The sequence below is a fragment of the Luteitalea sp. genome (assembly GCA_009377605.1).
Taxonomy (GTDB): Bacteria; Acidobacteriota; Vicinamibacteria; order Vicinamibacterales; family Vicinamibacteraceae; genus WHTT01.
Genome location: WHTT01000366.1, coordinates 1 through 241 on the forward strand (window position 1 = coordinate 1; position 241 = coordinate 241).

Sequence of the window (241 nt, forward strand, 5' to 3'; positions counted from 1 at the left end):
GTGAGTGATGAACAGGACCGCTTGCCCGGTCTCGCGGACGATCGCCTCCAGCTCGTACTGCATCCGCTCCCTGGTCATCGCGTCGACGGCAGCGAGCGGCTCGTCCATCAGCAGGATCCGGGGCTCGGTGACGAGTGCGCGGGCGAGCCCGACGCGCTGACGCATGCCTCCGGACAGCTCTCGGGGGTAGGACTGCTCGAAGCCCGAGAGCCCGACGAGCCTGATGTAGTGGGCGACCCGC

General features: G+C 68.9%; 1 pseudogene (cut by a window edge). It reads right to left on the reverse strand.

Annotated elements, in window-relative coordinates:
* Window positions 1-241, reverse strand: a pseudogene (locus GEV06_29315) (ATP-binding cassette domain-containing protein) (it continues 271 nt past the right edge of the window).